Annotated in this window: 26 protein-coding genes and 1 pseudogene; 12 read left to right on the forward strand and 15 right to left on the reverse strand. The window is 69.8% G+C overall.

The genetic code is table 11. The features are described 5' to 3' along the window. Positions 1-39: 39 nt before the first annotated feature. Positions 40-1,191 (reverse strand): RNA-guided endonuclease InsQ/TnpB family protein, encoded by a 1,152-nt coding sequence (locus ACWD6N_RS08165; protein ID WP_387329617.1) that lies wholly within the window; start codon positions 1,189-1,191, stop codon positions 40-42. Between the two features lie 23 nt (positions 1,192-1,214). Here ACWD6N_RS08165 and tnpA point away from each other — a divergent pair, with 23 nt between their 5' ends. Continuing rightward, positions 1,215-1,646, forward strand: a complete 432-nt coding sequence (tnpA, locus tag ACWD6N_RS08170; RefSeq protein ID WP_449937946.1) for an IS200/IS605 family transposase — start codon at positions 1,215-1,217, stop codon at positions 1,644-1,646. Positions 1,647-1,773: 127 nt separating this feature from the next. On the opposite strand, the gene ACWD6N_RS08175 is transcribed toward tnpA, so the two are convergent. Next, positions 1,774-2,304, reverse strand: a complete 531-nt coding sequence (locus ACWD6N_RS08175) for a nuclear transport factor 2 family protein (RefSeq protein ID WP_387329623.1) — start codon at positions 2,302-2,304, stop codon at positions 1,774-1,776. Between the two features lie 131 nt (positions 2,305-2,435). On the opposite strand from ACWD6N_RS08175, the gene ACWD6N_RS08180 reads away from it, so the two are divergent. Beyond that, entirely contained in the window at positions 2,436-3,470 is a 1,035-nt protein-coding gene (locus ACWD6N_RS08180) for a winged helix-turn-helix domain-containing protein (RefSeq protein WP_387329762.1), read from the forward strand. Here ACWD6N_RS08180 and ACWD6N_RS08185 read toward each other — a convergent pair. Beyond that, positions 3,401-4,237 (reverse strand): helix-turn-helix transcriptional regulator, encoded by an 837-nt coding sequence (locus ACWD6N_RS08185; protein WP_387329626.1) that lies wholly within the window; start codon positions 4,235-4,237, stop codon positions 3,401-3,403. The genes ACWD6N_RS08180 and ACWD6N_RS08185 overlap by 70 nt on opposite strands. A gap of 102 nt (positions 4,238-4,339) precedes the next feature. On the opposite strand from ACWD6N_RS08185, the gene ACWD6N_RS08190 reads away from it, so the two are divergent. Both ACWD6N_RS08190 and ACWD6N_RS08195 read left to right on the forward strand, forming a co-directional pair. After that, positions 4,340-5,095, forward strand: a complete 756-nt coding sequence (locus tag ACWD6N_RS08190) for an SDR family oxidoreductase (protein ID WP_354962911.1) — start codon at positions 4,340-4,342, stop codon at positions 5,093-5,095. Between the two features lie 79 nt (positions 5,096-5,174). Continuing rightward, the gene (locus tag ACWD6N_RS08195; protein ID WP_387329630.1) at positions 5,175-6,161 is read left to right on the forward strand and encodes an aldo/keto reductase; all 987 of its coding nucleotides are present in this window, start codon (positions 5,175-5,177) and stop codon (positions 6,159-6,161) included. Positions 6,162-6,186: 25 nt separating this feature from the next. Here the strand turns inward: ACWD6N_RS08195 and ACWD6N_RS08200 are convergent, their stop codons facing one another. After that, positions 6,187-6,702, reverse strand: coding sequence for a GNAT family N-acetyltransferase (locus ACWD6N_RS08200; protein WP_449937940.1), 516 nt, complete (start codon positions 6,700-6,702; stop codon positions 6,187-6,189). 155 nt (positions 6,703-6,857) lie between these two features. Here ACWD6N_RS08200 and ACWD6N_RS08205 point away from each other — a divergent pair, with 155 nt between their 5' ends. Genes ACWD6N_RS08205 through ACWD6N_RS08215 form a run of 3 tightly spaced genes read left to right on the forward strand, consistent with a single transcriptional unit; the run spans position 6,858 to position 9,308 of the window. Beyond that, complete coding sequence (locus ACWD6N_RS08205) at positions 6,858-7,412, forward strand: NADPH-dependent FMN reductase (RefSeq protein WP_449937938.1); 555 nt, start codon at positions 6,858-6,860, stop codon at positions 7,410-7,412. Between the two features lie 28 nt (positions 7,413-7,440). Then, a complete protein-coding gene (locus ACWD6N_RS08210; RefSeq protein WP_450004604.1) occupies positions 7,441-8,454 on the forward strand; it encodes an ATP-binding cassette domain-containing protein in 1,014 nt (337 codons plus the stop codon). After that, positions 8,451-9,308 (forward strand): ABC transporter permease, encoded by an 858-nt coding sequence (locus ACWD6N_RS08215; RefSeq protein ID WP_449937933.1) that lies wholly within the window; start codon positions 8,451-8,453, stop codon positions 9,306-9,308. Before ACWD6N_RS08210 ends, ACWD6N_RS08215 begins: the two co-directional genes overlap by 4 nt. A 61-nt stretch (positions 9,309-9,369) precedes the next feature. Here ACWD6N_RS08215 and ACWD6N_RS08220 read toward each other — a convergent pair whose 3' ends face one another. From ACWD6N_RS08220 to ACWD6N_RS08265, 10 genes are all read right to left on the reverse strand, one after another. Next, a complete protein-coding gene (locus ACWD6N_RS08220; protein ID WP_450004605.1) occupies positions 9,370-9,900 on the reverse strand; it encodes a helix-turn-helix domain-containing protein in 531 nt (176 codons plus the stop codon). Positions 9,901-10,361: 461 nt separating this feature from the next. Beyond that, positions 10,362-11,609, reverse strand: coding sequence for an FAD-dependent oxidoreductase (locus ACWD6N_RS08225; protein ID WP_387329649.1), 1,248 nt, complete (start codon positions 11,607-11,609; stop codon positions 10,362-10,364). Positions 11,610-11,640: 31 nt separating this feature from the next. Next, the gene (locus ACWD6N_RS08230; protein ID WP_450004606.1) at positions 11,641-12,357 is read right to left on the reverse strand and encodes a maleylpyruvate isomerase family mycothiol-dependent enzyme; all 717 of its coding nucleotides are present in this window, start codon (positions 12,355-12,357) and stop codon (positions 11,641-11,643) included. Continuing rightward, positions 12,357-13,196 carry a fumarylacetoacetate hydrolase family protein gene (locus tag ACWD6N_RS08235; RefSeq protein WP_450004607.1) on the reverse strand — a complete coding sequence of 280 codons (840 nt, stop codon included), beginning with the start codon at positions 13,194-13,196 and terminating at the stop codon, positions 12,357-12,359. Before ACWD6N_RS08235 ends, ACWD6N_RS08230 begins: the two co-directional genes overlap by 1 nt. Continuing rightward, positions 13,193-14,341, reverse strand: coding sequence for a cupin domain-containing protein (locus ACWD6N_RS08240; RefSeq protein WP_450004608.1), 1,149 nt, complete (start codon positions 14,339-14,341; stop codon positions 13,193-13,195). The genes ACWD6N_RS08235 and ACWD6N_RS08240 overlap by 4 nt, the downstream gene beginning before the upstream one ends. 13 nt (positions 14,342-14,354) lie before the next feature. Continuing rightward, positions 14,355-14,561, reverse strand: a complete 207-nt coding sequence (locus ACWD6N_RS08245) for a hypothetical protein (protein ID WP_450004609.1) — start codon at positions 14,559-14,561, stop codon at positions 14,355-14,357. Between the two features lie 55 nt (positions 14,562-14,616). Further along, complete coding sequence (locus ACWD6N_RS08250) at positions 14,617-15,462, reverse strand: ABC transporter ATP-binding protein (protein ID WP_387329663.1); 846 nt, start codon at positions 15,460-15,462, stop codon at positions 14,617-14,619. A gap of 1 nt (position 15,463) precedes the next feature. Beyond that, positions 15,464-16,249: an ABC transporter permease gene (locus ACWD6N_RS08255; RefSeq protein ID WP_387329666.1), complete on the reverse strand. Its 786-nt coding sequence runs from the start codon at positions 16,247-16,249 to the stop codon at positions 15,464-15,466. Next, a complete protein-coding gene (locus ACWD6N_RS08260) occupies positions 16,246-17,001 on the reverse strand; it encodes an ABC transporter permease (RefSeq protein ID WP_450004610.1) in 756 nt (251 codons plus the stop codon). The genes ACWD6N_RS08255 and ACWD6N_RS08260 overlap by 4 nt, the downstream gene beginning before the upstream one ends. 513 nt (positions 17,002-17,514) lie before the next feature. Further along, positions 17,515-17,976, reverse strand: a complete 462-nt coding sequence (locus tag ACWD6N_RS08265) for a MarR family winged helix-turn-helix transcriptional regulator (protein WP_387329672.1) — start codon at positions 17,974-17,976, stop codon at positions 17,515-17,517. Between the two features lie 90 nt (positions 17,977-18,066). Here ACWD6N_RS08265 and ACWD6N_RS08270 point away from each other — a divergent pair, with 90 nt between their 5' ends. From ACWD6N_RS08270 to ACWD6N_RS08290, 5 genes are read left to right on the forward strand one after another with little or no spacing between them, the layout of a single operon-like run. Beyond that, positions 18,067-18,252 carry a hypothetical protein gene (locus ACWD6N_RS08270; RefSeq protein ID WP_450004611.1) on the forward strand — a complete coding sequence of 62 codons (186 nt, stop codon included), beginning with the start codon at positions 18,067-18,069 and terminating at the stop codon, positions 18,250-18,252. 5 nt (positions 18,253-18,257) lie between these two features. Then, complete coding sequence (locus tag ACWD6N_RS08275) at positions 18,258-19,058, forward strand: class II aldolase/adducin family protein (RefSeq protein WP_387329678.1); 801 nt, start codon at positions 18,258-18,260, stop codon at positions 19,056-19,058. 3 nt (positions 19,059-19,061) lie between these two features. After that, complete coding sequence (locus ACWD6N_RS08280) at positions 19,062-20,015, forward strand: ABC transporter substrate-binding protein (RefSeq protein ID WP_450004612.1); 954 nt, start codon at positions 19,062-19,064, stop codon at positions 20,013-20,015. 16 nt (positions 20,016-20,031) lie between these two features. Beyond that, positions 20,032-21,021, forward strand: a complete 990-nt coding sequence (locus tag ACWD6N_RS08285; RefSeq protein WP_387329684.1) for a substrate-binding domain-containing protein — start codon at positions 20,032-20,034, stop codon at positions 21,019-21,021. Then, positions 21,005-21,550 carry an aldehyde dehydrogenase family protein gene (locus ACWD6N_RS08290; RefSeq protein ID WP_387329687.1) on the forward strand — a complete coding sequence of 182 codons (546 nt, stop codon included), beginning with the start codon at positions 21,005-21,007 and terminating at the stop codon, positions 21,548-21,550. The genes ACWD6N_RS08285 and ACWD6N_RS08290 overlap by 17 nt, the downstream gene beginning before the upstream one ends. Here ACWD6N_RS08290 and ACWD6N_RS08295 read toward each other — a convergent pair. Beyond that, positions 21,517-21,615 (reverse strand): annotated as a pseudogene (locus tag ACWD6N_RS08295) (tyrosine-type recombinase/integrase); the annotation flags it as partial. The gene ACWD6N_RS08290 and the pseudogene ACWD6N_RS08295 sit on opposite strands and share 34 nt — an antisense overlap. Positions 21,616-21,739: the final 124 nt, after the last annotated feature.

The following is a 21,739-nucleotide window of genomic DNA, read 5'->3' on the forward strand; positions in this document are numbered from 1 at the left end:
GGGCGGGCTTGCGGATCACTGCCCTCGCTGGCTGCGAGGTCAGGCCGCGTGTGGGCGATTGACTGCGCCCCAGCCCACGACACCGCGCGCAGCGATGTTGAGGGCCGCGTTGTGGTCGGCATGGGCAACGACCCGACATGACCGACAGAGAAAGGTTGCCTGGTCGGGGCGGTTCCGCTTGTCGCGGTATCCGCAGCCCGCGCAGGTCTGGGAGGTGTACCGAGGGTCGACCTCTACCAGCGGTACACCCGCGCGCCTCGCCTTGTAGGTGAGGAACGCGCGGAGCTGGTGGAACGACCACGACGACAGCGTGACCCGTTGGGGCTTTCTCAGCCGGACCCGGTCGCGGATGCCCGTCAACTTCTCGACGGCGATTCCGCGGCCGGTGCGTGCAGCCTCGGTCACGATGGTCTTGGCGATGATGTGGTTGGTGTTCGCGGCGTGCCGGGCTTCCTTCTTTCGCCGGCGGGCCAGCAGCCGGCGGGCGGATTGGGTGCCTTTGGCTTGGAGTCGGGCGCGCAGCCGTTGCTGGCGGCGGCGGTAGCGGTTGAGCTGACTCCCGGCGTACCGGGTGCCGTCGGAGTCGTAGGCAATGTTTGCTACGCCCATGTCGACCCCGAGGAACCCGGACGGCTCGAACACGCGCGGCTCGGGGATCTCGACGGTGGTGTACAGGAACCACATGCCGTCGCGATGCACCAGATCGGACTCGCCGATCGGATGGGCCGCGATCGTCTTCAACTGGTCGGCGGACCCGGTGAACGCCACCGTCTTGAGTCGCCCGCCCACGGTCCAGATGGAGACGGTGTGGGCGTCGTGCCGCCACGACAGCATCCTTGCGTCATACGGCTGTGCGGCGTCCCAGCGAAACGTGATCGAGTTGGTCTCGACCTTGCTACGACGCCTCGATCCGGGCTTGCCGTAGTTACCTGCGTGCAGGTTCGCCGCAAGTGTGCTGTAGGCGTCAGCGACCTTTTTGATGACGTGCTGGGCGGCCTGGGCGCCGAGCCGGTAGCCGGTTTTGATGCCGTGGTAGGTGTGTCGCCGCAGGTCGTAGTTGCGGTAGCAGTCGTTCTCTCGCGCCGTTGCCGCGACGTCGGATGCTGCGGCGTTGCAGGCGCGCAGGGTCGCATCCAGCGCTGACGCCTGCTCGGGGGTCGGCAGGAGCTTGACCTGCACGACCAGCTTCACGCGCCCACCGTATCATTTGGTCTATGTCACCTCGATGGGCCCCGGACCCGGACGTGCGGCGTGGTCGTAGCGTCGTCTACAACCTGCACGCACACTTGGTCTTCACCACGAAGTATCGCCGTGGGGCGCTCACCGACCCAATTCTTACCCGCTGCCAACAGATCATGGCTGCTGTCTGCAACGACTTCGGCGCGCAGCTGCGCGAGTTCAACGGCGAAGACGACCACGTACACCTACTCGTGCACTACCCACCCACAGTCGCTCTATCGAAGTTGGTTAACTCACTCAAAGGCGTATCGGCCCGGTATCTGCGGCAAGAGCACGGCCCGCACCTGCGCCGATATCTGTTGGGTAGCCACCTGTGGTCGCCGTCGTACTTCGCCGGATCGTGCGGCGGCGCACCGCTGGCGGTCGTGAAGGAGTACATCGAGAGCCAGAAATGTCCCGGCCCGTGACAGCGTTCCTCCCGGCCCTGAACGCTGAACGGCCGGGGTTCCCGCTTTATCAACTGCTGAACGCTGCCGCAGGGCGGGCGCCGCTGCTGCCGCGCCCGCCCCTCCCCCCGGATGGTGACCCCCCTGGTCAGATGCGGCCCACCGAGTCCTGGTTCTGCAGCACCAGCCACCGGCCGTGCTGGTACGTGTAGCTGACCCCGATCAGCAGCGGCACGCGGGTGCCGGTTGCCGGCACCGCGTAGACGGAGTCGAACAGCACGAAGCCGGTGTGGCAGCCCACCACGGTCTGCTTCGCCACGCTGAACGACTGCGTCCAGGAGTCGTCGGCGAAGAACCCGCGCAGCCAGTCCACGGTGGCCCGCTTGCCGTCGAGCACCTCACCGTCGGAGGCGAAGACGGAGGTCACGTCGGGGTGCAGCAACGCGGCGAAGCCGTCCAGGTCACGCCGGGCGGTGGTCTCCACGTACGCCCGGACGGCGCGGTCGAAGGCGCGCTCGCAGCCACGGGCCGTCGCGTCGCCGGCTGGCGTGTCACCCGGGCCGGGGGTGGCGGCCGACACCGCGGCGGGAGCGGCCGCCAGCAGGCCGGCGGTGAGCCCGAGCAGGGCGATCGTGCGGCCGAGCCGGCCGGCGGGGCGGGCAGAGGCAGGTGGGCGCATCGGGTTCTCCTCAGGACGGGTTGGCTGTGCCGTCGCAGCCAACCCGGCCCGCCGCACCGCCGGGTAGTGATTCGACCCAGCTCGAATGCGGGCCGCACATCGATGCCGCCGCTTGTACGATCCGCGCTGTGATGGTCGCGCATCTGGACGGCTCGAGCCTCGCCCGGCTCCGGTTGGCGATCTCGCCGGCCGCGGAGGTGACGTCCTGGCTGCGGGCCGCGCTGTCCCGGTTCGGGCATCCGGTGCACGGCGATCCGGGTCCGGCCGCCCGCGCCGCGCTGCGGCATCCCGACGTGGCCCTGGTCGCGGCGCTGGTGACGCCACCCGGCCGGCTCGGCTACACGCCGGACCTGCTCACGCCGAAGCCGCCGCTGGGCCCGCTCGACGCGGTCTTCGACCAGCAGTTGGCGGCCATGGCGGCGACCCCGGCCGGCGAGGTGGCGACGCAGGTGCACGAGCGGTTCCCAGCGGGCGGGATGCCGGCGCGGGTCCGCGCGGCGGTCGAGGACGGCACCCTCGCCCGGCGGGTCACCGACGGGCTGCGGCACTTCTGGCTGGCCGCGCTCGCCGAGCAGTGGCCGTCGGTGCGGGCCACGCTGGAGGCCGAACTGGCGGTCCGGGCCACGGCCATGGCCACCGCCGGGGTGGGCAGCATGCTGAACAGCCTGCACCCGAAAGTCGGCTGGACCGGCAGGTCGCTGACCATCGACAGCTCGTACCGGATCACCACGGCGCTGACCGGCGCGGAGCTGGTGCTCGCGCCGTCGGCGCTGGCCTGGCCGCAGCTGTCCACCCAGCTCTGCGACGAGGGCAACGCGGTGCTGGTCTACCCCATCGGCGCCGGGCGGGCGCAGCAGCGCCGGGCGGGCCGGCTCGACGACCTGGTCGGGGCGAGCCGGGCGGCCATCCTGGCGGACCTGGACGTGCCCCGGTCCACCGGACAGCTCAGCGAGCGGCACCGGCTGGCCCCGGCCACCGTCTCCTACCACCTGGGGGTGCTGCTGCGCTCCGGCCTGGTGGTCCGCGCGCGGGAACGGCACAGCGTGCTCTACCGGCGATCCGCCCACGGGGACGAGCTGATCGGCTGCCGGCCGGGTCAGGGTGCGACGCGCTCGGCGAGCCGGCGGAACACCGCCTGGGTGGCCGAGCCGGGCTCGGGGACGTAGACGATCATCCGCTGGTCGGTCTCCGGCACGTGCAGCACCCGGCACTCGAACTCCAACGACCCCAGCTCGGGATGCGGCACTCGCTTGACGATGGGGCGGCGTTGCTCGACGTCGTGCTCCGCCCAGAGCCGCGCGAACCGGGGCGAGGTGCCGAGCAGCTCGGTGACCAGCTCGCGGATCGCCGGGTCGGCCGGGTAGCGGCCGTAGGCGGCCCGCAGGTCCGCCACGGTACTGCGGACGAAACAGATGGTCTCGGCGTCGGTCCAGTGGCTGTCGGTCGCCGGGCGCCGGAAGGTCCAGCGGATCATGTTGCGGTCCGCGTCCGGCACGGCGGCGAGATCCCCCACGAAGTACGTGGCCAGCCGGTTCCAGGCCAGCACCTGGTACGCCGCGTCGACGAGGTACGCCGGTGTCTCGGTCATCGCGTCGATCAGGTGCCGCAGCCCGGGTGGCACCACCCGGCTCGGCCCGCCGGCCGGCGGCGCGGTCTCCCCGGCGACCCGGAAGAGGTACTCGCGCTCGTCCCGACTGAGCAGCAGTGCCCGGGCCATCGCGGCGAGCACCTGCCGGGACGGGTGCGGGCCGCGGCCCTGCTCCAACCGGATGTAGTAGTCGATCGACATCCCGGCGAGCTGGGCCACCTCCTGCCGGCGCAGCCCGGGGGTGCGTCGGCGTTCGCCCTCGGGGAGCCCGACCTCGGCGGGGCGCAGCCGGGCGCGGCGGGTGCGCAGGAACGCCGCCAGTTCGTCACGACGCAGGTCGGTCATGCGTCAAGCGTGCCTCAGCCGGCGGCGGCGAGGGTGGTACCGCCGGTCCCAGCCTCGGCCGGTCTCTCCCGCCGGGCAGGCCGGACGGGCAGCGTCGAGGACATGACGACGAACATGATCGCCCTGATCACCGGGGCCAACAAGGGAATCGGCCTCGCCACCGCTCGGCAGCTCGGCAGCCTCGGAATGACCGTGCTGGTGGGCGCGCGGGACGCCGAGCGGGGCCGGGCAGCGGAGCGGGAGCTGCGCGACGGTGGCGCGGACGCCCGGTTCGTGCCGCTGGACGTCACCGACGCCGAGTCGGTGGCGACGGCCGCGAAGCTGGTCGAGCAGGAGTACGGACGGCTGGACGTGCTGGTCAACAACGCCGGCATCGTGCTCGGCGACGGCGCGCGGGCGCTGCCCAGCGACACGACCGTGGCGACGCTGCGCCGGGTGTACGAGACGAACGTGTTCGGGGTGGCGGTGGTGACCAACGCGTTGCTGCCGCTGCTGCGCCGGGCACCGGCGGCCCGGATCGTCAACGTCTCCAGCGAGGTCGGCTCGATCGCGGTGATGACCGACCCGGACGGCGCGCTGTTCGCGCTGACCTCGGTGCCGTACCCGTCGTCGAAGGCGGCGCTGAACATGCTCACCGCGATGTACGCCAAGGAGCTGCGGGACACCCCGATCAAGGTGAACGCGGCGAACCCGGGCTACTGCGCCACCGACCTCAACGGCAACAGCGGCTTCCGCACCCCGGAGCAGGGCGCCGAGGTGAGCGTGCACCTGGCGACGCTGCCGGCGGACGGGCCGAGCGGGTTGCTCTGGGGCTTCCAGATGGACGCCGGCGGCGGGTACGGGGTGCTGCCCTGGTGAACGCTTGACCTGGAGTGCGCTCCAGCCGGCAGGGTGGCACGCGGGCGCCCACCGGTAGGGCGCACGAGAGGAGATCCCCATGCGGTACCGCACGATCGGCACCGACCCGGCGACCCGGCGCGAGGTCAGTGTGCTCAGCCTCGGCGCGATGCTGTTCGGCAGCGCCACCGACGAGGCCACCTCGTACGCGATCCTCGACCGGTACGTCGAGGCCGGGGGCACCTTCATCGACACGTCGGACAACTACGCGTTCTGGGTGGACGACGGGCAGGGCGGGCAGAGCGAGGAGCTGCTCGGCCGTTGGCGGCGCAGCCGGGGCGTCGGCTCCGAGATCGTCATCGCCACCAAGCTGGGCGCCCGCCCGCTGGCCCCGGGGACCAGCTACCTGGACAACGCCGAGGGTCTGTCCGCGAAGGTGATCCGCGAGTCTGCGGAGCGCAGCCGGGACCGGCTCGGCGTGGAGCGGCTGGACCTGCTCTACGCGCACATCGAGGACTGGACGGTGCCACTGGCGGAGACGGTGGAGGGCTTCGCCGAGCTGGTCGCCGAGGGGACGGTGGGTCTGCTGGGGGCGAGCAACCACCGGGCGTGGCGGGTCGAGCGGGCCCGCGCGCTGGCCACCGCGGCCGGCCTGCCGGGGTACGAGGTGCTCCAGTACCACCGCAGCTACCTGCCAAACCGCACCGACCTGGCCAGCGCGCTGGACCCGGACGGCGAGCCGGGCGGCGTCAGCGGCGACCTGCTCAGCTACCTGCGCGCCGAGCCCGAGCTGACCCTGGTGGCGTACTCGCCGCTGCTCAAGGGGGCCTTCACCCGGGCGGACAAGCCGCTCAGCGCCGCGTACGACCTGCCGAGCGCGCCGCGCCGGCTGGCCGCGCTGCGCGAGGTGGCCGAGCAGACCGGCGCGACACTCAACCAGGTGGTGCTGGCCTGGTTGCTGGGCGGCGACCTGCCGTCGATCCCGCTGGTGGGCGCCTCCTCGGTGGCTCAGCTGGACGAGAGCCTGGCCGCGGTGGACCTGGAGCTGACCGCCGAGCAGCGGCACCGCCTCGACACCACCTGGTGACCCGCGATGAACCGCCCCGCCGGCGTCAGCCCGCCGCCGGTGGGGCGGTCAGGTCGACCCGCCAGTCGTTGGCCCGCATCATCTGCCCCGGCGGGTATTCGAAGCCCGTCTCGCCGAGCAGGGTGAAGCCGGCCTTGCGGCAGACCGCGTTCGAGGCGGGATTGTCGACCGAGGGGTAGGCGTGCGCGTAGCGGCGGGTCCGCCGGGCGCGGGCCACGTTGACGACCGCGAGCACCGCGGCGGTGGCCAGCCCCTGCCCCCGGTACGCGGGCAGCACCGCCCAGCCCATCTCGTACACCGGCTGCTCGCGCCACTCCCGCGCCCAGTAGCCGACGCTGCCCGCCCGCACGCCGTCCGGCAGCACCACGGTGAACATGCAGCCCTGGCCGCCCTCGGCGAAGTGCACGTAGCGGTCGTGCCGCGCGAGCACCTGCTCGTCGGTCTCCGGCCCGCCGGTGTGCTTGCGCGTGTCCGGTGAGTTGAGCTGACGCAGCAGGTCGAGGTCGTCCTCGTGCCACGGTTCGATACGTACCTGCGCCATCCCGCCCCCTGATCGTCGGGGCCCAGTCAAACCGATGCCACCGACATCGCGTCCTGGAAACGCCGCCCACACGGCCCGCTAGATCCGTTCTAGCGGGCCGCCGGTCGCCCTCTCGCGCCTCAAAGGTGAGACCGAGAGGCCGGGAGGGGGAAACGATGACGCCGCTCAGAATCGCCGTGATCATCGGCAGCACCCGGGAGGGGCGGGCCGGTGACCGGGTCGCCCGCTGGTTCGTCGACCAGGCCGAGCGGCACGACGAGCTCGCGGTGACGGTCGTTGACCTGACCGAGTACGACTTTCCGGCCAGCTACCCCGCCGAGCCGACCGCGTCCATCCGGGCGTTCGTCCGCGAGGTGAGCCAAGCGGACGCGTTCGTCGTGGTCACCCCCGAGTACAACCACAGCTTCCCGGCACCCTTGAAACAGGCGATCGACTACGCGTACGACGAGTGGCAGGCCAAGCCGGTCGGCTTCGTGTCGTACGGCTGCCGGTCCACCGGACTGCACGCGGTCGACCAGCTGCGCACCGTCTTCACGGCGCTGCACGCGATGACGGTGCGCGACGTCGTCGGAATCGACCTGCTCGCCGGTGAGCCGACGCCGCAGTGCACCGACGAGCTGCGCCGGGACACCCGTGTCCTGCTCGACCAGCTCCGCTGGTGGGGTCTGGCGTTGCGCGACGGCCGCGCAGCCCGGCCCTACGCCTCCTGAACATGACGACTGACGAGAGGTAAGGATCATGAGTAGACGCACCACCGGCCTGGCCATCGAGGCCGAAGGGCTCACCCGCTCATTCGGGGACACCAAGGCGCTGGCCGGCATCGACCTGCAGGTGCCCGCCGGCACCGTCTACGGCCTGCTCGGCCCGAACGGGGCGGGCAAGACCACCGCGGTCCGGGTGCTCGCGACGCTGCTGCGGCCCGACGGCGGCACGGCGCGGGTCTTCGGGCACGACGTGGTCAGGGAGGCGGACGCGGTCCGCGCCCGGGTCAGCCTCACCGGCCAGTACGCCTCGGTCGACGAGGACCTGACCGGCACGGAGAACCTGGTGCTCCTCGCTCGCCTGCTCGGCCTGCGCAAACCGGCCGCCCGGGAGCGCGCGGCGGCCCTGCTCGCCGCGTTCGGCCTGACCGAGGCGAGCGACCGCCAGGTGAAGAAGTACTCCGGCGGCATGCGGCGGCGCATCGACATCGCCGCCAGCATCCTCAACACCCCGGACCTGCTCTTTCTCGACGAGCCGACGACCGGCCTGGACCCGCGCAGCCGCAACCAGGTGTGGGAGATCATCCGGGCCGTGGTGGCACACGGCACGACGGTGCTGCTGACCACCCAGTACCTGGACGAGGCCGACCAGCTCGCCGGGCGGATCGCGGTCGTCGACCACGGCCGGGTGATCGCGGAGGGCACCCCGGGCGAGCTGAAGTCTTCGGTCGGCTCCGGCACCGTCCACCTGCGACTGCGCGACCCCGGGCAGCGACCCGAGGCGGAGAAGGTGCTCCAGGCGGCACTCGGCGTACCGGTGCAGCTCGAAGCCGACCCGGTCGCGTTGCTCGCCCGGGTCGGCGAGGCCGGCGGTGACCTCGACGCCAGCGCGCAGGCCGCCCGCGCCCTCGGTGACCTGGCCCGCGCCGGCATCGTCGTCGACGACTTCTCCCTCGGCCAGCCGAGCCTGGACGAGGTCTTCCTGGCCTTGACCGACCACCCCGCCGTGCCCGCCGACGAGCGGGACGACCAGCTGGAGGCAGCCCGATGAGCAACGCCACCACCACCACGACCGAACGGGCGCCGTCCGTCTACGTCCCGTCCGCCGAGGCGCTGGCGACCGTGCTCGCGCCCGGTGCCCGACCGCCCCGGCCCAGCGCGCTGGGTGCGTCGCTGACGTTCGGCTGGCGGGCCATGCTGAAGATCAAGCACGTGCCGGAGCAGCTCTTCGACGTCACCGCGTTCCCGATCATCATGGTGCTGATGTTCACGTACCTGTTCGGTGGCGCCCTCGCCGACAGCCCGCGCGACTACCTGCAGTTCTTCCTGCCCGGCATCATGGTGACCAGCGTCGTGATGATCACCATGTACACCGGCGTCGGCCTCAACACCGACATCGAGAAGGGCATCTTCGACCGCTTCCGGACGCTGCCGGTCTGGCGACCGGCCGCACTGGTCGGCATGATCTTCGGCGACGTGCTGCGCTACATCCTCGCCGCCCTGGTGATCCTCGGCGTCGGGCTCGCGCTCGGGTTCCGGCCCGACGGCGGAGTGGGCGGCGTCGCCGCCGGGATCGGACTGCTGGTGGTCTTCTCGTTCGCGTTCTCCTGGGTGTGGACGTTCTTCGGGTTGGTCCTGCGCAGCGAGAAGTCGGTGATGGGCGTCAGCATGATGGTGCTGTTCCCGCTGACCTTCCTGAGCAACGTCTTCGTCGAGCCGAGCACCATGCCCGGCTGGCTCCAGGCGTTCGTGAACGTCAACCCGGTCACGCAGCTGGTGGCCGCGGTCCGCGCGGCGATGGCCGGCTCGCCCGACCCGTCCAGCACGATGTGGTTGCTGGCCTGGAGCGCCGGGTTCGTGGTCGTCTTCGGCACGCTGACCATGTACCGCTACAACCGCCGCTGACCCTGCCGCTCCGACAGAACTCCAGCCCTCTGCACATTTGAAGCCCGGTGAGTGCCGGCGGTCAGACGACCGCCGGCACATCGGACCGGGTGATGCCGTGCAGGCGGGCCGCGACCTGGCTGGGAGGCGCGCCGAACTGGCGACGATATTCACGGCTGAACTGCGACGGGCTCTCGTAGCCGACGCGGATGCCCACCCCGGTGACGTCGCTGGAGTGTGTGGCGAGAAGGAGCCGCGCCTCCTGCAACCGGATCTGCTTCTGGAACTGGATCGGGCTCATCGCGGTCACAGCCTGGAAGTTGCGATAGAACGCCGACACACTCATCCCGGACAGGCGCGCCAGATCCTCCACCCGGAACGACTGCGCGTAATGGTCGCGGATCCACCGCACCGCCCGAGCGATGTGACTGAGGCTGCTGTCGGCCAGACCGAGCTGGCGGACGGCGGCACCCTGCTCCCCGGTGAGCAGCAGCCACAGGATCTCCCGTTTGATCAGGGGCGCGAGCACCGTGACGTCCCGGGGCCGCTCCAGCAGCCGAAGCAATCGGATCACCGCGTCGCCGAGGTCGTCGGGAGCGTCGCTGACCACCATCCCGGACGGCGGCCCGCCGGTCAGGTGTAGGTGAGGGTGAGTCAGTCATCCCGGAGTGCGTCGGATTCGCGTAGCGCCGCGTAGCGGTCGAGCAAGATCGGCACTCCCGTGTGCACCCACCACGGAAGGTGAACGGCGCCGGCGGACATGCCGTGGCCTGGGTCGAACTCGGGGAGGTATATCGCTGCGATGTTGTCGTGCCACGGTGTGGATTCGCGGCTGGTGAGAGGTTCGCCAACGACCTGCTCGATGGTGTCGGTGATGAGCGTCCGCAGGGTGAACCAGTCGTCTGGCAGCGGCGTGTCGGCGGCCCGGCCGAGGCGCCGGGCGAGGACGTTTGCGTCCGTGCGCGGCGCATACCGCGCACGAACGCAAACGGGTTGCCGGCCGGCTCGAGCGGGGGAGAACTACCTCTTCGTGCGGATGAGCGCGTTCAACCTGGGTTGCTGTGGAACGGGTGCTCATGCCGCGGGAAACATCGGTGGCACCTGCTCGGGCGTGAGCGCGGTCGGCCCGAAGAGCCAGTCCACGTAGCTGTAGTCGTAGAGGTCGTGGCCCCGGAGTACCGCGTTGCGCCACAGCCGTTTGTCCCCGTCGTGGTGCCACAGGTTGCCCCAGGCCCGCGCCGTGGTCAGCACGCGACGGCAGTGCTCCGGGCGGACGGCGTTGTAGGCCGCCAGGGCGGCGTCCCAGTCGATGCCCGTCGGGGTCCCTGCGGCCGCGGAGCCCGTGACGCCCTGCGCGCCCACGTGTTGGGCCAGCACCCATGCGTCCTCGATGGCCATGACCGCGCCCTGCGCGAGGTACTGCAGCGGCGGGTGAGCGGCGTCCCCGGTGAGCGCGACCCGGCCGTGGACCCAGTTCATGATCGGCTCGCGATCGAACATCCGCCACCAGCGGTCGCGCCACATCAGCGGCAGGCCGGCCCGCACCTGCGCACAGGTGGCCTCGAAGGCGGCGTCGAGCTCGTCGGGCGTGCCCCAGTCCTCCTTGCCGGCCAGCGCCTTCGGGGACTCGAACACCGCGACCTGGTTGAACATCTCGCCGTGGCGCAGCGGGTACTGGACGAAGTGGCACCTGGGGCCGACGTAGACGACCACGTCCTTGAGGTGCACGTCGAGATCGGCGACCTTGTCGATCGGCACCGCCCCCCGGTAGGCGACGTACGCGGAGTTGACCGGCTCGTCGTCACTGAGGATTGTGCGGGCCACGGAGTGCAGCCCGTCGGCGGCGAGCACGATCTCGCCGAACTGCCGCCCTCCCTCGTACACGGCCACCGCGCCGCCATCGACCTGCTCGTACCCGGTCACCTTGACGTTGTTGACGAGATCCACCTCGGCCCGCTGGCAGGCGCGGAGCAGCGTTCCGTGCAGGTCGCTGCGGTGGATCACCATGTACGGGAAGCCGTAGCGCCGCTCCACATCGTGCAAGTCGAGCCTGGTCAGGACGCTGGCGTCGATGGCGTCCTTCATGACGATGTTTTCGGGGAGCACGCCCAGCGACTTGATCTCGTCGAGGAGGCCCCAGTGGTCGAGGATCCGGGTGCAGTTGGGGGCGATCTGCAGGCCGGCGCCGACTTCGCCGAACTGGGGTGCCTGCTCGAGCACCCGTACCTTCAGCCCCTTCTGGGTCAGTGCGAGGGCGTTGGACAGCCCGCCGATGCCACCGCCCACCACGACGACGTCGACATCGCTGCTGCCTTTGGTCATGTCTGGTGTTCCTTTCGCGAGGTCGCGCCGCCTAGAGCCAGCGCGGGAGTTCGGGTGCGGGTTGGCCGGCGGGGCCGGTGACGCCGTCCGTTGGGCGGCCGGAGAGGTATGCCGTGAGGCTGGCGAGGGTGCCGGTCACCGGCGTGGGGTCGCCGGTGCCGGCGACGGCCCAGGTGCCGTCGTTGTCGGTGGCCGTGAGGGTGAGCGGGGGGCCCTCGCCGCCGGCGGACCGTTTGGCGGTGATGTCGTCGATCAGGGCGGCGAGGAAATCGGCCGCGAGATCGTCGAAGCCCACCCCGAGGTCGACGGCGTGGACCATGACCTCGCGTGCGCGCATCCAGGGGATCTCCTCGGCGGGGACGTTGCGGCCCTGGGCGGTGCGGACCTGGTTGGTCCACTGCTGCTCGTCCAGCTCGGCGAGCCGCGCGTCGAGGGTCGCCGCGGCCTGCGCCGTCCAGGCGCGCAGCTCGGCCGCAGGCCGCGTGGCACTCGCCTCGATGTCGGCGTCTCGCTGCTGCGGAGAGCTATACATCGGCGTCTGCTCGCCGGTGCGCGCCCAGTGCGCGAGGTTGACCAGCGCGTCGGCGTTGGCGGCGACGTGGGCCAGCAGGTGCTTGCCGGTCCAGCCGGAAAGCACGGTCGGCCCGTCCAGCCGGTCGTCCGGCAGGGCGGCCAGGGCGGCGACGAAAGTCTTGGTGCCCTGGGCCATCCAGCGCAGGCTGTCCGCCCGGGTGCGGTGGGCGGGCATCACACAACCGACTCGGCGACGGCCTTGGCGTCGGACCGGCCCAGTCCGGTGATCTCGGTGGTCAGGACGCTGCCGTCGGCGAGGTACCGGGCGGGCTTGCGGGCGTGGCCCACGCCGCCGGGGGTGCCGGAGGCGATGACGTCGCCCGGGTTGAGCGTGACGATCGTGGAGATGTACCGCACCAGGGCGACGGGGTCGAACACGAGGTCCAAGGTGTTGGCCTGCTGCACCACCTCACCGTTGACGGACCCGGTCACAGTGAGCGAGGGCCGGGTGCCGCCGGGCAGCTCGTCGGGAGTGACCAGGTATGGGCCGAAGGGCGTGGTGGCCTCCCACGTCTTGCCCTGCAGCCACATCTTGGTGCGGTACTGCCAGTCGCGCATCGTGACGTCGTTGAGGACGGCGAACCCGGCGATGGCCTCGCCAGCGTCTGCCTCGGTGGCGCGGCGCACGGTCTTGCCGATGACGATCGCGAGTTCGGCCTCCCAGTCGACCTGCTCGGACTCCGGGGGGAGCTGGATCTCGTCGTTGGCCCCGATGAGCGCCTCGGGGTACTTGGCGAACAACGTCGGGTGCTGCGGCAGCTCCCGCCCCATTTCGAGGATGTGGTTGCGGTAGTTCAGACCCACGCAGATGATCTTTCCTGGGCGGGGAACGACCGGCGCATAGCCGATGGCCCGGACCGCATGCACTCCCCCCGCGCGGGCGGCGTGCCCGGCCCAGTCCGGCTCGGCCAGCAGCTCCCCGACATCGGTGAGGCCGAGGTCGAGCAGGGTCTCCCCCTCCACGCGCACGGCCCGGGTGGCGCCGTCGGCGGTACGGATGGTGGCGAGCTTCATGCGTTCTGTCCTTCCAGATGGACGCGGTCTAGGTGCAGCGCCTCGAATATCGGGCTGTCGCTGAATCTGAAGAGATCAAGAGCCGCCGAGTCGGAGTCGGACGCCGACGCCTCGGATCTGGCCGAGAACGGCACCCAGGACGGGACGACGAACAGATCACCGCGGGTGACCGACCAGGACGCGCCGCCGACCGTGACGCGTCCACTGCCGTCAAAGACCTGGTACACGGAGGAGCCGGCCTCCCGGCGGGGCGCCGTCTCGGCGCCGCTGCGGATCCGGTGCATCTCCGCCCGGATGGTCGGCAGCACATCGCCCCCGGTCGTGGGGTTGATGTAGCGGACCGCCGCGTGACCGGGCTCGACCGTCCCGGCGTGACCATCGGCCTCCAGGTCGAGCTGGTCCGCCAGCGCTCGGTGGGTGTCGAGCCAACGGTAGGCCAGCAACGGGGTGCCGGGCTGGGAGCCGGGGGCCGAGACCGGGCGCAGGCCGGGGTGGCCCCACAGCCGCTCCGAGCGGGAGCGCTCGGGGGTGGTGCGCTCGGCCGCGGTGATCTGGTCACGGCCGAACTCGAAGAACTGCGACTCGGTGACGTACTGGAAAGGGATGTCCAGGCCGTCGATCCACGCCATGGGCTTGTCGGCCGCGTTGTGATGCGCGTGCCAGTTCCAGCCCGCCTGGGGCAAGAAGTCCCCGCGGCTCATCGCCACAGGATCACGGCCGACCACGGTCCACACCCCCTCGCCTTCGACGACGAACCGGAACGCGTGCTGGGAATGCCGGTGCTCCGGGGCGTCCTCGCCCGGCATCAGGTACTGGATAGCCGCCCACAGCGTCGGCGTCGCGAACGGGCGACCGCCCAGTGCCGGGTTCGCCAGCGCGATCGCCCGCCGCTCCCCGCCCCGGCCGACAGGCACCAGATGCCCGGCCAGGTCCGCCAGGGCCACCAGGCTCTCCCACCGCCACAGGTGCGGGACCGCCTTGGACCGCGGGTGCGGCGGCATCAGGTCGCCGATCTCGGTCCACAGCGGGACCAGCAGCTCCTTCTCGAAGCCGCGGTACAGCTCTTCGAGCGCCGCCGACGGCGTAGGTTGATCCGGCGAATCGACCACAGCGAGGCGCACCGGCGAGTTCTCGGTGTCGGTCATCTCTGGCTCCTTCTCACATGGCATAGCGGGGCGGTGATCGAGGCGCCGCCGAGTTTCGAGCTTGTACGGGCAATGTCGTCAGCAAGCCGGCCGTACCGGCGGAGAGGCCCAGGTCCGCCTTGACGTCCCCCAGGACCGGGGAGGCGGCCGCGATCGGGCCGCGCAGGTTGAGGCCTACCAGCAGGACGGCCGCCAGCAGCAGCCACTGTCGTACCGGCACCTCAGCACGCCACAGGCGGTGCGGCGGCATCGGGGGCACGACCGGGGGGAGATGCTCAGGGCTGCGGCACCTCTTCGGGACGGCGGCCACGTTTGGCCTGCTGGATTAGCTCGTACACCTGCGACCGCAGCTCCGCGAAGCGGGGCAGCGAGCGGGTGTGGAGCTGGTCCCGCTCGTCGGGCAGGTTGATGGCGACGTCCTCGAGTACGACCGTGGGAGAGCTGGAGAGCACCAGCACCCGCTGGCCGAGGTAGACGGCTTCGTCGATGTCGTGGGTGACGAACAGGACCGTGACGCCAAGGCGCTGCCACAGCGACCGAACCAGGTCTTCCAGGTCGGCCCGGGTCTGCGCGTCGACGGCCGCGAACGGCTCGTCCATGAGGAGCACATGCGGCTCGTAGGCCACGGCGCGGGCGATCGCGACACGCTGCTGCATGCCGCCGGAGAGCTGCCACGGATGTGCCGCGTGCACGTCCGCCAGGCCGACCGCGGCAAGCGCCTCACCGACCAGGCGCTGGCGCTCCGCCCTGGGTACCTTCTTGTCCTTCAACGGCAGTTCGACGTTCTGCCGGACGGTCAGCCACGGGAACAGGCTGCGTCCGTACTCCTGGAAGACCACCGCCATGCCGCGCGGAGGTGCGGTGACGGGCTCCCCCTCCAGAATGACCTCGCCGGACGTCGCGTCGAGCAGCCCGGCGATGCACTTGAGCAGGGTCGTCTTGCCGGCGCCCGAGGGCCCGACGATGCAGGTGAACTCCCTGGGCGCGACGCTGAAGGTCAGGTCGCGTACCGCCTCCACGCCGCGCTTCCCTGCCCCGTAGACCTTCCGGACGCCGCGGACGTCGAGCATCGGGGTTGTCGTGGCCCCACGTTCCGTGGCGGTGATGGGAGAGGTGGTCATGTCAGCCCTTTCCTCGCTGCGACCTGCGCAGGCCGGTGTACCAGGCCAGTGCCCGCACCTCGACGGCGTGGAACACCAACGACAACGCGACCCCGACGAGCCCGAGCAGGATGATCCCGCTCCACATCTGGGGGATCGCGAAGCTACGCTGGAACTGGATGATGGTGAATCCGAGGCCATTACTGGCCGCGAACATCTCGGAGATCACCATCAGGATGATTCCGATGGACAATGCCTGCCGGGCCCCGGCGGCGATCTGCGGACTCGCGCCACGCAACACCAGATGGACGAGCCGGGAGCCGGGCCGCAGCCGGTAGCAGCGGGCGGTGTCCCGCAGTACCTGGTCGATGCCGCGGACGCCTTCGATGGTGTTGAGCAGCACCGGCCAGAGACACCCGGACACGATGACGACCACCTTCATGCCGTTGTCGATGCCGACGAACAGAACGATGATCGGTACGAGCACCGGCGGCGGGATCGCGCGGAAGAACTCAAGCACAGGCTCGAGCACAGCGCGCAGCGTGGTGAAGGAGCCGACCGCCACACCCAGTCCGATACCGGCGACCAGCGCGATGACGTAACCGACCGCGAACCGGGCGAGGCTGGGCAGCACGTCAGCGACGAACCTTCCCTCGAACCACGTTTCGCGGAAGGTTCCGAGGATCTCGCTGAGCGGCGGCCAGAAGAAGCTGTCGCTGTTCTCGGTGGCGACCCACCACGTCGCCGCCAGGACGATCGGGAGCCCGAAAAGGACGAGGGCCTTCTTTCCCAGAGAGGACAGAGTCACTGTGCAACCTCCCCACGCACTGACGGATGCCACCGCAGGACCCGGCGCTCGGCGGCGCGGACCACCACGTTGACACAGACACCGACCAAGCCGGCGACGATGACCAGCGAGTACATCGTCGCGACGGCACCCGAGCTCTGCGCGACGGCGATCTGATGGCCCAGGCCCGGTGTACCGATGATGAGTTCACCGGTGATCTCGAGGATCAAAGCGATCCCCGCAGCCAGCCGGAAGCCGGTCATCACATACGGCAGCGCAGTCGGCCAGATCACTGTGCGCACCTGCGTCCAAGAACTGAACCGGTACGAGCGGGCGGTCTCCCGGGCGACCGGATCGACGTCGCGCACTCCGTACAGCACCTGCATCAGCACCGGCCAGAGGCTGGCGTAGACGACCAGCAGCAGGGTCGAACGCATTTCGGTGCCGTACAGCAGAACGGCAAGCGGGATCAGGGCGACCGACGGGATAGGCCTCAGAAACTCGATGGTTGAGGAGGTGGCGGCACGCAGCACGGGAACACTGCCGATCAGGATCCCGAGTGCGACGCCAGCCAGCGCTGAGATCGTCAGACCCAGCGCCCAGCCGCGCAGCGTCCCGAGCAGGGCCTGCCAGAACGCAGGCGTGCCGGCCTGGGCGACGAGCGAGGCCGCCATCTCGCTGAACGGTGGCAGGAAGCGGGCCTCCACCACGCCGACCCGGGGTAGCAGTTCGACGACGAGGACGAGGCCGAGCAGCCCGGCCAGGCCGAGCACCGGACGGGGCACGGCAGGCCTGCGCCGCCGCACCGCGCTCGCTGGGGCAGTCGTCGCCGTCATGACCCGGTCCTGAGCGGGCCAATGGCGCGGGCCCCGCCAGCCACTGACATGAGCAGTCCTCCGATCGCGCGGGACAGGTGTGTTCGGCTAGCGAACGATCGTCCCTGACAGAAATTCGTTCGTATACGAACGAGTTGCTTAGAACATTAGGGCGGCCGCGCAGGCGGCGTCAATGGCGGATTTCCAGTCTGTTTCCAGTCAAGGACACCCCCATCTCGCCTTCCAGCGGGCCGCCGCGGCAGACCGGAACGCCGACGAAGTGCTGGCGTACGCGATGACGCACGCTCTTGAACTGTTGTACGGACCCGCACATCATGGCTTGTGGCCCAGATCGTCCCGCCGACCGAAGCCGCGTCCCCGCCGTGAGACATGGGGGCCTCGGAGGAGGTCACCCGTCTCATCCCGGAGATCGTCGACCACGTGGACCGGCGCCCGGGCGCCGTCCCGACGTCAGTCGCAGATGAAGTCGCGTAGCAGCGCGGCCAACCGCTCGGCCTGACCGTCCGGCAGGCGCGCGGCGAGCAGTTCCTGCAGCCGCTCGACGCGTGGCAGCAGGTCGGCGTGGGCCTGCCGGCCCGCCGGGGTCAGTCGCAGCTCGTGGCGCCGCCCATCCTCGGCGCTGCGTCGCACGTCGATGAGCCCAGCGGTCTTCATCCGGTGGACGACGCCGTGCATGGTCGCCCGGTCCAGCCCCACGAACTCGCGCAGTCGCACCTGGTCCAGCGGCTCGTGCCCGGCGAGCGTGGTCAGGACCGCGAATTGTACAGATGTCACCGTGGACGACACCTCGTCAAGCCACAGCGCCGTGTGCACCTGCTGCGCGCGCCGCACCAGGTGCCCGAGGGCAGCCTGCAGCTGCAGTGCGACCGGCTGTTTGCCGTACCCGGACCTCTTGACGCCCCCTGTTGCCATGCCTACAGTCTACCAAAACTCGTTCGTATACGAACTATTCCACTCTTCATACCAGAACGATGTCGGTACATCTTAGGCCCGGGAGGTTGCGTGATCACCGATGAGAGAACGCTCGGCACCATGGAGCGGGAACACATCCGCCTCGACGGCCGGAACCGGGCGCTGCGCACCGGCGGCATGGACGTCGTCGACCTGGTAGAGGAGTACCTGGCCGACTACGACACCACCGGCTGGACGCGCGGTCCGTGGCTGTCCGACCAGCGATCCGGGGAGTGATCCGGATGCTGGCACACGGCGCGGCGGACGTACCGCCGGTCTCCGCACAGGTGGCCGACCTCGTGGCTGCGAACCAGATACTCGTCGCGCAGGGCGTGCTGGACGCGTTCGGCCACGTGAGTGTCCGGTCAGACCGGGATCCCGAGCGGTTCCTGCTTGCGCGCAACCTGGCTCCCTCGTTGGTACGCGAGAGCGACGTCCTGGAGTTCGACCTCGACGGCGAGACCAGCGACAGCCGCCCGGTGTACCTGGAGCGGTTCATCCACGGCGAGATCTACCGGGCCCGCCCGGACGTCACCGCCGTCATCCACAGCCACTCGCCCGCAGTCGTCGCCTTCAGCATCTCCGACCAGCCGTTGCAGGCCGTGATGCACATGGCCGGTTTCCTGGCCGCGCCGACGCCGGTATTCGAGATCCGGGACGTGGTCGGCTCGGCGTCGGACCTGCTGATCCGCGACTCCGGGCTGGGCCGGGCCCTGGCCCGGTCGCTCGGGGACGCTCCGGTGGCGCTGATGCGCGGCCACGGGTCCGTGACGGTCGCCGGTTCCCTTAAGGACGCCGTCTTCCGAGCGGTCTACACAGAGGCGAACGCCGAGGTCCAGGCGAACGCGCTGCGCCTGGGTGCGTGCACGTACCTCACGGAGGAGGAGGGCGCGGCAGCCGCTGCGACGATCGCCTCACAGGTCGACCGGGCCTGGGGAATCTGGCTTACGAAGGCTCGGGCGAGCCTTGGCAACCAGGACACCGGGCATCACGACACCACGCGGGTCACATCCATTTCACCTGCCAACGACATCCCGGAGTAAGACATGAAACGCTCTATTGTGGCCGGTGTCGCGGCCGCGACCTCCGTTCTACTGCTGACCGGCTGTGGCGGCTCGTCGATCGACAAGGCGGGCGACGGCGAGCTGACGACGATCAAGATAGCAACGCAGCCCATTGTGGACTCCGCGCCGCTCTACCTTGGGAAGGAGAAGGGCTTCTTCGCGGCGGAAGGCATCGATCTGAAGATTGACAGCGCTGTCGGCGGCGCCGCTGTGGTACCGGGGGTGGTGTCCGGCAACCTGCACTTCGGGCGCGGCAACCTCCTGTCCACGATGGTGGCCAACGACAAGGGTCTCGACCTGCAGTGCGTCACGAACGCGAACTCGGCGACGGGCGACCCCGACTTCGGTGCAGTGGTGGTGCCGAAGGACTCCCCCATCAAGACGATCGCCGACCTTCCCGGACACAAGGTGTCGGTGAACACCTTCAACAACATCGGGGACACCACGATCCGGTCCGTGGTCGAGGAGGCGGACGGCGACCCCAAGGGTGTCCAGTTCGTGGAGATCCCTTTCTCGGACGCGCCTGCCGCACTCGAGAAGGGCCAGGTCGACGCGGCCTGGATCCTCGAGCCCTTCCTGACCGAGGCGAAGGACCACGGGGCGCGGGTCCTCTCATACAACTTCACCGAGTTCCATCCCGAGCTCGACATCTCCTGTGTCTTCACCACTAGGCAGATGATCGAGCGAGAGCCGGACCTCGTGAAGCGCTTCCAGGCGGCGATGAACAAGTCCCTGGAATATTCACAGCAGCACGAGGACGAGGTACGGAAGATCGTCGGTACGTACACGAACATCGAGCCCGCGGTGCTGGAGCGGATCGTCCTGCCGAAGTTCCGGGTCGATTTCAACCGTGAGGCTGCGGCGAAGCTCGGTCAATTGGGTCATAAGTACGGGACTCTGTCCAAGGAGCCCGACCTCGACAGGCTGCTGCCGTAGCCGCCGGGAGGGCGCAGTGAACCGAATCAGCCTGTCCTTCGCGTCGTGCAACTACGACAGGTTCCGGGCCCTGGAAGACGGGAGGGTGCGGCCCGAGGGGATTGACCTGAACGTCATCTCCCTGCCGGTGGAGGAGACCTTCTTCCGCCAGCTCAAGTTCGCAGAGTTTGACGTGTGCGAGATGAGTCTCTCCTCGTACGTGCTGACTCTCGAGCGGGCCGCACCGCCCTTCGTCGCCCTGCCGGTCTTTCCGTCGCGCTACTTCCGGCATCAGACGATGTTCGTCAACGCGAGAAGCGGTATCGAGACCCCGGGTGACCTCAAGGGCCGTCGCGTTGGCGTACCGGAGTACCAAATCACCGCCGGCGTCTGGCAGCGCGGAATGCTGCAGGACGAGTACGGGGTGCGTCCTCAGGACATGAACTTCTTCTCCGGTGGTGTGGAGACCGGGGGACGTACCGAGAAGATTCCGCTAGATCTGCCGGATGGAATCTCCGTACAGCCGATTGGCGCAGACCGGACCCTGTCCGCCATGCTGGCGGAAGGCGAGATCGACGCCCTATTCACCGCCCACGTTCCATCGTGCTTCTATGAGCACGAACACGTACGTCGCCTGTTCGGCGACTACAAGAGGGTGGAGCAGGACTATTTCAGCAGGACCGGCATCTTCCCGATCATGCACCTCGTCGTGCTTCGGCGGGACGTGTACGAACGCGCTCCGTGGATCGCCCGGTCCTTGCTGAAGGCCTTCGACGAGTCGCTCAGGTTGGCGAAGGAAGACCTGATGTACCGGAGCTCGTTGAAGACGATGCTTCCCTGGCTCAGCGACCACCTCGAGGAAACAGTCCGCGTCATGGGCGAGAATTACTGGGCGTACGGCGTTGAGCCGAACCGGACAGTCCTGGAGACCTTCCTCCGGTACTCGTACGAACAAGGTCTGGCGAAGGTCCGGTGGCGTCCGGAGCAGTTGTTCGTGCCCAACGTTCTCGATGAATACATCGTCTGACATTTACAAACCCTCGGAGCTAACACCGCTGACCGCCGTCCACATCGTCGAGTGCGTCGAGGCGGCGGGCTTCCCGGCCGGCGCCGTCAACCTGCTCCCTGGTCTCGGTCGGGACACCGGTGCGGCCCTCGTCGCGCATCCCTGCGTGGACGCCATCGGCTTCACCGGCAGCCCGGCTACGGGTGACGCGATCGCCCGTGCTGCAGTGCCCAAGCCGGTGCTGCTGGAGCTGGGCGGAAACAACGCGACCGCCGTGCTCGACGACGTGGACGTCGGCCGAGCTGGCTCTGGAGGCGGCTCGCCGCGCAAGGTCGAAGAGGAGGCAATCGGGCCTGTACGACTCGTTGCCGAATTCGGGTCTGTACCTTGTCCGCAGTCAGGGGGCCGAGCGCTCACCGATCGACTCGTGGTTTCCGCCGTCAGGCGTCGGCTGCGGGCGCGGGCTTCTGCCAGGCGTCAGGTGGTAGCGGACGGGGCGACCGAGTTCGCGTTGTGGCTGCGCGCGGTCAGGCGGGCGGCGAGCATGTAGGAGCCGTGGGCGTCGAGGTTGTTGCGGGCGCGGTCGTAGCGGCGGGTGGTGCGGGGGTCTGCGTGGTCGGCGAATGCGCGGCGCAGGTCGCCGCCCGAGGCGTCGAGGTCAGCTAGCCGTTTCGCAGGTCGGCCCCGCCCTGCACCGCTCGACCAGCGGCAGATCCGGATGCCGGCAGGCTGGACATCC

The organism is Micromonospora sp. NPDC005163 (genome assembly GCF_053599835.1).